Here is a 9,700-nt window from a genome sequence, read left to right on the forward strand (position 1 = left end):
CACCCGTTCGAGAGGAGATTTGCGCATGCAGCCCCAGCCCATCCTGCTGTATCGACGCCGCTGGACCCTGCTTTTTCAGGTGCCCTTCACGCTGATGATGGTCCTGTGCCTGGCCTACTCCCTGTATCGGGCCTATGTGTCGAACGATCGGTTGTTCACAGCACTGTTCTTGTGTGCCGCCTTCGTGACGTTTTGCATCGCGTGGACGCTGGGCGGCGCGGCCCTGCAGGCGTATCTGCAGCGCAACCCTGCAGTGGTCATCGACGCCAACGGCATCACCGACCTGCGTCCGGACGACCCACACACCGTACCCTGGGAGGCCATGGAACGTGTGCACCTGGACAACCATGAAAACGTGATCCTGGTCAAGCTACACACTAGCCACAAGGACTCCGCGCTGCGCGTGATCGCCAAGGCGCTCAAGCGCTGGCAGCAGCGGGGGGATGTGGTGTTTTCACTGGGTGGCCTGGCGTATGACACCCGGCAGATTCAGAAGGCGCTCAAGGTGTTCCATACCGCCGCCGTGTCACCCATCCAGTCGCTCCGATAGACGCATCCCGTGCGCGGAAATCTGCACGGGAGATGTTCATGACTTGTCCGCGTTGTGGCGCTCAGCGTTCTATGGTGCAATGCCGACGGGACCACCCATAACGCACTCACACCAGGAGATTCCATGAAAAAACTTCTTTCCCTGACTGCACTCGGCCTGGCCTTGGCAATGGGCTTCAGCGCCCACGCCGCCGAGGAGGCCAAGGCGCCCACCAAGCAGCAATCCAAAATGGCCACCTGCAACAAGGACGCCACCGGCATGAAGGGCGATGAGCGCAAGGCCTTCATGAAGACCTGCTTGAGCAACAAGCCCGCCACGCAGCAAGACAAGATGAAGGCGTGCAACACCGAGGCCACGGGCAAGAAGGGCGATGAGCGCAAGGCCTTCATGAGCGAGTGCCTCAAGAAGTGAGCCAACGGGCTCTCTGCACATAAAAAAACCCGCCGGCGCTGCCAGGCGGGTTTTTTTATGCTGACTCGCGGGGTTTTTCTGCATGCGCCGCCAGGAGCTTTTGCCAAGCCACCCCAAAGCCGCGCCCTGCAGGCCTACCAGCCGCGCGCCCAGAACACGGCAATCACCGCCACCACGGGCAGCACATGCGACTGCACCATGACCAGCCGGCGCACCCGCCCCACCTCGCGGGGTTCGGGCAGCGCGCCGGTGGTGCGCAGTTGGCTGCGCCAACGCCGAAACGACAGCGTGGGCCAGATGGACAGGAGCGCCATGACCACAAACAGCGTGACCTTCAGATGGAACAGGGGCTGCGAGACATACCAGGACATGCCCTTGATGCCCCACACCACGCGCGCCAGGCCCGTGAGCAGCAGCACCAGGGCCGTCACGTTGTAGATCACATCCAGCCGCACCAGCCGCTCGACCACGGCGGCGTTCATCCATTCAGTGCGGCACAGCGCCGCCTGGCTCGACATGAAGACCACCAGGGTCAGGATGGCCACCAGGTGAAGGCTGGCCAGGACGGCTTCGAGAGTCATTGCAGATCCTTGTAAACCCCGGCACAACGGCGCGCCGCGCAACGACCGATTGGGTTACGCCGCCGTCCAGAAGCCGGGCTGGCTGTAATTGTGCTTGAGGAAATCGATCCACAGGCGCACCCGCAGCGGCATGTGCTTGCGCTGGGGAAAAACCACGTAAATGCCGTTGGGCGGCGCGGCAAACTCCTCCAGCACTTCCACCAGGCGGCCGGCTGCGATTTCCGCCTCCACCTCCCAGGTGCTGCGCCATGCCATGCCGTAGCCCGCCAGGCACCAGTCGTGCAGCACCTGGCCGTCCGAGCAATCGAGGGGCCCGCCGGGCTTGAGGTGCACCACCTCGCTGCCACCGCCCGCGGCAGGCATGCGAAACGCCCAGCCGCGCGTCTGCGAGGCTTCGCTCGACAGCGTGAGGCAATCGTGCTGGACCAACTCACTGGGGTGGCGCGGCGTGCCGTGGCGCTGCAGATAAGCGGGCGTGGCCACGCACAGGCGGCGATTGTCGGCAATGCGCACGCTCACCAGCGACGAATCGGCCAGGTCGCCCACGCGCACGGCGCAGTCAAAGCCCTCGCCCGCCAGGTCCACCACGCGGTCGCTGAGGTTGAGCGAAATGGTCACATCCGGATGGGCCAGGCGAAAACGCGGCACCAGCGGCGCCACATGGCGGCGGCCAAAGCCCGCGGGGGCCGTGATGCGCAAATGCCCCGTGGCCTTGACGCCGCCTTCGGACACGCTGGCCTCGGCGTTGGCCACGTCCGACAGCAGGCGCTGGCAGTCTTCCAGAAACGCGCTGCCCTCATGTGTGAGGCTGATGCGCCGCGTGGTGCGCACCAGCAGCTTCACGCCCAGGTGTTCTTCCAGCGCATCCAGCCGCCGCCCCATGATGGCGGGCGCCACGCCTTCGGCCTTGGCAGCGGCGGTGAGGCTGCCGCGCGTGGCCACCGAGACAAAGGATTCGAAAGCCTTGAGTTTGTCCATGGGCGCTGATTATGGAGACAAATGGCTTTCAGACCACAGGGCGACGGCTATCCAAAATTTCGCAGCAAATCGGCTTGTAGCGCTTTATTGACGAGCGCATATAGCTATTATATTTATAGCGATAACCACTACCACTTGTGCAAAAAAGTCACTGGTTTCGAGATATTCAAAGGCTTTATGCCACCAAACAATTGCAATACAGTCTGTCCATGGTTCGCGCCAGCGGACCCAATGGCTGTACTTCCCCTTTATTTCTCTATCTTAGGCATCGCACCATGACCGCACGCACCTCTGTCCACGGCCTGCAAGTGGCCACCTCCCTGTTCCGCTTCGTGGAAGACAAGGTCTTGCCCGGCACCGGCGTGCAGAGCAGCGCCTTCTGGAAAGGCTTCGACGCCATCGTGGGCGACCTGGCCCCGCGCAACATCGCCCTGCTGGCCGAGCGCGACCGCCTGCAAACCGAGCTGGACACCTGGCACAAGGCCCACCCTGGCCCCATCACCGACATGGCGGCCTACCGCCAATTTCTGGAGACCATCGGTTACCTGGTGCCCCAGCCCGCCGATGTAAAGGCCACCACCACCAACGTGGACGACGAACTGGCCACGCAGGCCGGCCCCCAGCTGGTGGTGCCCATCCTGAACGCCCGCTACGCGCTGAATGCCGCCAACGCCCGCTGGGGCAGCCTGTACGACGCGCTGTACGGCACCGACGCCATTCCCGAAACCGATGGCGCTGAAAAAGGCAAGGGCTACAACCCCGTGCGCGGCGCCAAGGTGATCACGTTCGCGCGCCAGGTGCTGGACGACACGGCGCCACTGGCCAGCGGATCGCACAAGGACTCGACCGGCTACCGCGTCGAAGGCGGCCAGCTGGTGGTGGCGCTCGCCAATGGCAGCGCCACGGGCCTGAAGGACGCGTCGCAGTTCAAGGGCTATCAAGGCAATGCTGCCGCGCCCTCGTCGGTGCTGCTGCAGCACAACGGCCTGCACCTCGACATCCAGATCGACCGCGCCACGCCTATCGGCAAAACCGATGCAGCCGGCGTGAGCGACCTGGTGCTGGAAGCGGCCCTGTCCACCATCCTCGACCTCGAAGACTCGGTGGCCGCCGTGGACGCCGAAGACAAGGTGCTCGGCTACAGCAACTGGCTGGGCATCCTGCAGGCCACGCTGACCGAATCGTTTGACAAGGGCGGCAAGACCGTGACGCGCGGCCTGAACCCCGACCGCGTGTACACCGCCGCCAGTGGCCAGGGCGAAGTGCGCCTGCATGGCCGCTCGCTCATGTTCCTGCGCAATGTGGGCCATCTGATGACCAACCCGGCCATCCTGTGGACGGACGCACAGGGCACCGTGCGCGAGATCCCCGAGGGCATCATGGATGCGGTGGTGACCACCGCCATCGCACTGCACGACCTCCAGGGGCATGGCAAGGACGGCATCCGCAACTCGCGCAAGGGCAGCGTCTACATCGTCAAGCCCAAGATGCACGGTCCCGCCGAAGTCGCCTTTGCGGCCGAGCTGTTTGGCCGTGTCGAGCAACTGTTGGGCCTGCCGGGCAGCACCGTCAAGCTGGGCATCATGGACGAGGAGCGGCGCACCAGCATCAACCTCAAGGCCTGCATCGCCGCCGCATCGAGCCGCGTGGCCTTCATCAACACCGGCTTCCTCGACCGCACCGGCGACGAAATGCACACCGCCATGCAGGCCGGCCCGATGATCCGCAAGGGTGACATGAAAAGCAGCGCCTGGATCCAGGCCTATGAAAAGAACAACGTGCTGGTGGGCCTGAGCTGTGGCCTGCGCGGCAAGGCGCAGATCGGCAAGGGCATGTGGGCCATGCCCGACCTGATGGCCGACATGCTCAAGCAGAAGATCGCCCACCCCAAGGCGGGCGCCAACACCGCCTGGGTGCCTAGCCCCACGGGCGCCACGCTGCACGCGCTGCACTACCACCAGGTGCTGGTCAGCGACATCCAGATCGAGATGGAAAAAATCGATGCCAACGCCGAACGCGACAACCTGCTGACCGGCCTGCTCTCCGTGCCCGTCAGCGCCAACCCAAACTGGTCGGATGCCGAAAAGCAGCAAGAGCTGGACAACAACGCCCAGGGCATCCTGGGCTATGTGGTGCGCTGGGTGGACCAGGGCGTGGGCTGCTCCAAGGTGCCCGACATCCACAACGTGGGCCTGATGGAAGACCGTGCCACGTTGCGCATCAGCAGCCAGCACATGGCCAACTGGCTGCTGCATGGCGTGGTGACCGAGGCGCAGGTAAAGGAAACCTTCCGCCGCATGGCGGCCGTGGTCGATCAGCAAAATGCCGGTGACCCGCTGTACAGGCCCATGGCAGGAAACTTTGATACCTCCTACGCTTACCGCGCCGCGGTGGAACTGGTGACCAAGGGCACCGAACAGCCCAGCGGCTACACCGAGCCGCTGCTGCACGCGTGGCGCCTGAAGCTCAAGGCGGCCGCGTAAGGACGCGCAGAGACTGCAACTGCACTGGCACCCTTTTGCTGCATAGTTAATAGCAACTAGCGTTTAGCACATAAGCGCTACGCCGCATTTTCACAACAATGGATAGGCACCCTTCGCGGTGCCTTTCTTTTGGGCCACTCACCCTTACACTGACCGTCACCCCACCGGGCGACCGCCCTGACTACCTGCATATGCCTCAGCCTGCCCTCGATACCAGCGTCTGCCCTTTGTGCGGGCAAGGCAACCAGTGCGCCGTGGCTGCCGGGCAAGCGGCCGATACCTGCTGGTGCATGTCGGCACAGCTTTCGGCCGCAGCGCTGGCGGCTGTTCCCGATGCCCTGCGCGGGCGCGCGTGCATCTGCCCGACTTGCGGGGCCGCGGCGACGCAGAGCACCGACCCGCAGCCACCGGCGCGCCGATATGATCAGGCATTGCATTGCGAGGAGCTACTGAACATGCCGACGTACCACATTGAAATGATGGAAGGCCGCACCATCGAGCAAAAGAAGCAGCTGGTTGCCGAAATCACCCGCGTGTCGGTCGAGATCCTGGGCGGCTCACCCGAATCCGTGGACATCCTCATCACCGACGTAAAGCGCGAAAACTGGGCCACCGGCGGCAAGCTCTGGACCGAACGTTCCTGACCACTGCGCCCATGACACAGCCGTCCGGCTCGATCGCCGCGCTGCGCGAGCGCTACGGCGACCGCTACCGCTGGCTGCTGCTGCTTTCCGTGATGGTGGGGACCATGGCGTCCATCATGTCGTCCACCATCGTCAACGTGGCGATTCCCGACATGAGCCATTACTTCGCGCTGGGCCAGGAGCGCGCCCAGTGGGTGACGTCCGGCTTCATGGTGGCCACCACCGTGTCGATGCTGACAACGCCGTGGCTCCTATCGCGCTATGGTTACCGGGCCACCTACGTCGGTGCCATGGTGCTACTGCTGGCGGGCGGTATCGGGGGTGGGGTGGCCGGGCATTTCAGTCTGGTTCTTGTCGCGCGTGTCGCCGAGGGGCTGGCGGCCGGGGTGGTGCAGCCCATTCCCGCCGTGATCATCTTGTATGCCTTCAAACCCCATGAGCAGGGCCGTGCCAGCGGCATTTTTGGCATGGGCGTGGTGCTGGCTCCTGCCATCGGGCCCAGCGTGGGGGGACTGCTGGTGGACTGGTTTGGCTGGCGCTCCATTTTCTTCATGGTCGTGCCGCTGTGCCTTACGTCCATCGCGTTGGCCTATAAATTCGTGCCCGTCACCGCCCCCGGAGGCGTGCCAGCAAATCGCCGTGGCGAGCCGCTGGACTGGCGCGGCCTGACGCTGGGCACATTGGGCACGCTGTGCCTTCTCAATGGCCTAGTGGCGCTGCACAGCGGTCCATACGCCGAGGCTGCCCTCCTGCTGGGCGGCGCCGCGCTGTCGCTGGTGCTTTTTCTTTGGTGGCAACGACGCTTTACGCAACGCGGGCAAAAGCCCTTGATGGATCTTCGGGTGTTTGAATACCGGCAGTTCGCCATGGGCAGCGTGGTTGCGTTCATCTATGGCACCGCGCTATTCGGCTCCACCTATCTGCTGCCCGTTTTCATGCAACTGGGGTTGCAGCTATCGCCGTCGCATGTGGGCACCATCATTCTGCCCTCCGGCATCGTGCTGGCGATCAGCATTCCTTTGGTTGGCCGTTTGGCCGACCGGGTCGCCACCCACTGGCTGGTCAGTACGGGCCTGGCGTTGCTGGGCCTCTCCTTTGCGCTGATGATGCTGGTGGGGCTGCAATCGGCCCTTTGGACGCTGGTGCTGTTTGCCGTGCTCGGCCGGATCGGACTGGGCTTCATCCTGCCATCGCTCAACCTGGGCGCCATGCGGCCGCTGGACAAGGCGCTCATCTCGCAAGGATCCAGCATCATCGGTTTTGTGCGCATGCTGGGGGGCGCGGCAGGCGTGAGTCTGTGCGGCATCGTGCTGGAGTGGCGCCTGGGCGTTCATGGTGACTCGCTGGCGGCCACCACCACCAGCCCTGCACGCATCGCAGCGTTTGGCGAGACCTTTCTGATGCTTGCAGGGCTTTGCCTGCTTGCCCTGATTGCGGCATGGCAGTTGCGCGGTGCACCAGCGCAGGCATCCGCTGAGCAGCTACCCTGACTATCCATGTCACTACACCACCGGATATTCCCATGTGCCAGCTGCTTGGAATGAACAGCAACACGCCCACGGACATTACCTTCAGCTTTCGGGGGTTTGCCCAACGTGGCGGCAATACGGCGGACCACGCGGATGGTTGGGGCATCGCCTTCTTTGAAGACCGGGGCCTGCGCCACTTCGTGGACCATCAGCGCGCCGCGGATTCGCCCATTGCAGAACTCATTCGGCACTATCCCATCAAGAGCCTCAACGTCATCGCCCACATCCGCAAGGCCACCCAGGGCCCGGTCAGCCTGCAGAACTGCCACCCTTTCGTGCGCGAACTGTGGGGGCGCTACTGGGTTTTTGCGCACAACGGTGATTTAAAGAAATTTCGGCCCCGGTTGCATACGCATTTTCATCCCGTGGGCAACACCGACAGCGAACATGCCTTTTGCTGGCTGCTGCAGGAACTTGCCAAGTCACATGCCGGGATGCCCCGCATCGAAGAACTCACCCGCACGTTGCGCGAACTGACACCACGGATTGCAGCGCACGGCACGTTCAACTTTCTCCTGTCCAACGGAGAAGCACTGTGGGCACACGCCTCCACCCACCTTTATCACCTGCAACGACAGCATCCTTTTGCAGTCGCACAACTCTCGGATGAAGATCTGAGCATCGATTTCGCCCCCCTGACAACGCCGTCTGACAGGATTCAGTTGCTAGCAACGGAGCCGCTGACCGTGAACGAGGAATGGAAGGCTTTCGGCTCGGGAGAGCTGAAGGTGTTTGTGGGTGGGAGCGAGGCCGACAACGAATAGCGTTCGCGGCGAGTTCGGCGGATAGCTGAATGAAACGCTTCCATGCCACCTCTAGCGCAGTTTTCCGCACGAATGCAGAAGGATGGGACTGTGCAGACCTTGTGGGGGGCAGGCGGTTGCAATTGTGCTTCCCCAAAAGCAGAAACGCCCCACTCAGAGGTTGAGTGGGGCGTTGCTGGGCTGTAAGAGCCTGACGATGACCTACTTTCACACGGGAACCCGCACTATCATCGGCGCAAAGTCGTTTCACTGTCCTGTTCGGGATGGGAAGGAGTGGTACCAACTTGCTATGGTCATCAGGCATAACTTGTTGTCGTGCTGCTCGTGGGAGCAACACAACGAATTCATAGAGTTTGGAATCAGATTTTTGTGTCTTTTGACTGCGTCAACTTGGCATAACAATCTTTGAGCTATTCACACTTGCGTGTGTTGGCTATCAAAGTTATAGGGTCAAGCCGCACGAGCAATTAGTACTGGTTAGCTTAACGCATTACTGCGCTTCCACACCCAGCCTATCAACGTCCTGGTCTTGAACGACTCTTTAGGGGGCTCAAGGCCCCGGCAGATCTCATCTTGAAACGAGTTTCCCGCTTAGATGCTTTCAGCGGTTATCTCTTCCACACTTAGCTACTCGGCAATGCCACTGGCGTGACAACCGATACACCAGAGGTGTGTCCACTCCGGTCCTCTCGTACTAGGAGCAGGCTTCCTCAAATCTGCAGCGCCCACGGAAGATAGGGACCAAACTGTCTCACGACGTTTTAAACCCAGCTCACGTACCTCTTTAAATGGCGAACAGCCATACCCTTGGGACCGGCTACAGCCCCAGGATGAGATGAGCCGACATCGAGGTGCCAAACACCGCCGTCGATATGAACTCTTGGGCGGTATCAGCCTGTTATCCCCAGAGTACCTTTTATCCGTTGAGCGATGGCCCTTCCATACAGAACCACCGGATCACTATGTCCTGCTTTCGCATCTGCTCGACTTGTCAGTCTCGCAGTTAAGCACGCTTATGCCATTGCACTATCGTCACGATGTCCGACCGTAACTAGCGTACCTTCGAACTCCTCCGTTACGCTTTGGGAGGAGACCGCCCCAGTCAAACTGCCTACCATGCACTGTCCCCGATCCAGATAATGGACCTAGGTTAGAACCTCAAACACACCAGGGTGGTATTTCAACGTTGGCTCCATGAGAACTAGCGTCCTCACTTCAAAGCCTCCCACCTATCCTACACAGATCTGTTCAAAGTCCAATACAAAGCTACAGTAAAGGTTCATGGGGTCTTTCCGTCTTTCCGCGGGGAGATTGCATCATCACAAACATTTCAACTTCGCTGAGTCTCAGGAGGAGACAGTGTGGCCATCGTTACGCCATTCGTGCAGGTCGGAACTTACCCGACAAGGAATTTCGCTACCTTAGGACCGTTATAGTTACGGCCGCCGTTTACTGGGACTTCAATCAAGAGCTTGCACCCCATCATTTAATCTTCCAGCACCGGGCAGGCGTCACACCCTATACGTCCACTTTCGTGTTTGCAGAGTGCTGTGTTTTTATTAAACAGTCGCAGCCACCGATTTTTTGCAACCCCGTTGGGCTCGCCTTGTACAGGTTCACCTACTTGGGGCATACCTTCTCCCGAAGTTACGGTATCAATTTGCCGAGTTCCTTCTCCTGAGTTCTCTCAAGCGCCTTAGAATACTCATCTCGCGCACCAGTGTCGGTTTGCGGTACGGTCGTGTGTAGCTGAAGCTTAG

Annotated in this window: 8 protein-coding genes, 2 rRNA genes and 1 pseudogene (1 of these 11 running past the window's edge); 7 read left to right on the top strand and 4 right to left on the bottom strand. The window is 61.4% G+C overall.

Annotated elements, in window-relative coordinates:
• The first annotated feature begins 25 nt into the window (after positions 1 to 25).
• Together CBP34_RS18110 and CBP34_RS18115 are read left to right on the top strand one after the other, a co-directional pair.
• Positions 26 to 550, top strand: coding sequence for a hypothetical protein (locus CBP34_RS18110; protein WP_086913641.1), 525 nt, complete (start codon positions 26 to 28; stop codon positions 548 to 550).
• A 123-nt stretch (positions 551 to 673) separates the two neighbouring features.
• Positions 674 to 961 (top strand): PsiF family protein, encoded by a 288-nt coding sequence (locus CBP34_RS18115; protein WP_086913642.1) that lies wholly within the window; start codon positions 674 to 676, stop codon positions 959 to 961.
• A 134-nt stretch (positions 962 to 1,095) separates the two neighbouring features.
• Here CBP34_RS18115 and CBP34_RS18120 read toward each other — a convergent pair whose 3' ends face one another.
• Positions 1,096 to 1,542 (bottom strand): DUF2214 family protein, encoded by a 447-nt coding sequence (locus CBP34_RS18120; protein ID WP_086913643.1) that lies wholly within the window; start codon positions 1,540 to 1,542, stop codon positions 1,096 to 1,098.
• Positions 1,543 to 1,596: 54 nt separating this feature from the next.
• The gene (locus tag CBP34_RS18125; protein WP_094098838.1) at positions 1,597 to 2,520 is read right to left on the bottom strand and encodes a LysR family transcriptional regulator; all 924 of its coding nucleotides are present in this window, start codon (positions 2,518 to 2,520) and stop codon (positions 1,597 to 1,599) included.
• Positions 2,521 to 2,795: 275 nt separating this feature from the next.
• Here CBP34_RS18125 and CBP34_RS18130 point away from each other — a divergent pair, with 275 nt between their 5' ends.
• The 5 genes and pseudogenes from CBP34_RS18130 (at position 2,796) to CBP34_RS18150 (ending at position 7,940) form a co-directional block, all read left to right on the top strand.
• On the top strand, positions 2,796 to 5,003 hold the full coding sequence (locus CBP34_RS18130; protein ID WP_094098839.1) for a malate synthase G: 2,208 nt from the start codon (positions 2,796 to 2,798) through the stop codon (positions 5,001 to 5,003).
• Between the two features lie 191 nt (positions 5,004 to 5,194).
• Positions 5,195 to 5,314 (top strand): annotated as a pseudogene (locus CBP34_RS20170) (cysteine-rich CWC family protein); the annotation flags it as partial.
• 144 nt (positions 5,315 to 5,458) lie between these two features.
• Positions 5,459 to 5,647, top strand: a complete 189-nt coding sequence (locus CBP34_RS18140) for a 4-oxalocrotonate tautomerase (RefSeq protein ID WP_086913646.1) — start codon at positions 5,459 to 5,461, stop codon at positions 5,645 to 5,647.
• 11 nt (positions 5,648 to 5,658) lie between these two features.
• Entirely contained in the window at positions 5,659 to 7,137 is a 1,479-nt protein-coding gene (locus CBP34_RS18145; RefSeq protein WP_094098840.1) for a DHA2 family efflux MFS transporter permease subunit, read from the top strand.
• A 32-nt stretch (positions 7,138 to 7,169) separates the two neighbouring features.
• Positions 7,170 to 7,940, top strand: a complete 771-nt coding sequence (locus tag CBP34_RS18150; RefSeq protein ID WP_086928360.1) for a class II glutamine amidotransferase — start codon at positions 7,170 to 7,172, stop codon at positions 7,938 to 7,940.
• A 188-nt stretch (positions 7,941 to 8,128) separates the two neighbouring features.
• On the opposite strand, the gene rrf is transcribed toward CBP34_RS18150, so the two are convergent.
• A 5S ribosomal RNA gene (gene rrf, locus CBP34_RS18155) occupies positions 8,129 to 8,241 on the bottom strand.
• 145 nt (positions 8,242 to 8,386) lie between these two features.
• Positions 8,387 to 9,700: ribosomal RNA gene (locus CBP34_RS18160) — 23S ribosomal RNA — on the bottom strand (it continues 1,565 nt past the right edge of the window).

It is taken from the genome of Acidovorax carolinensis, from assembly GCF_002157145.1.
In the GTDB taxonomy this organism is placed as follows: domain Bacteria; phylum Pseudomonadota; class Gammaproteobacteria; order Burkholderiales; family Burkholderiaceae_C; genus Acidovorax; species Acidovorax carolinensis.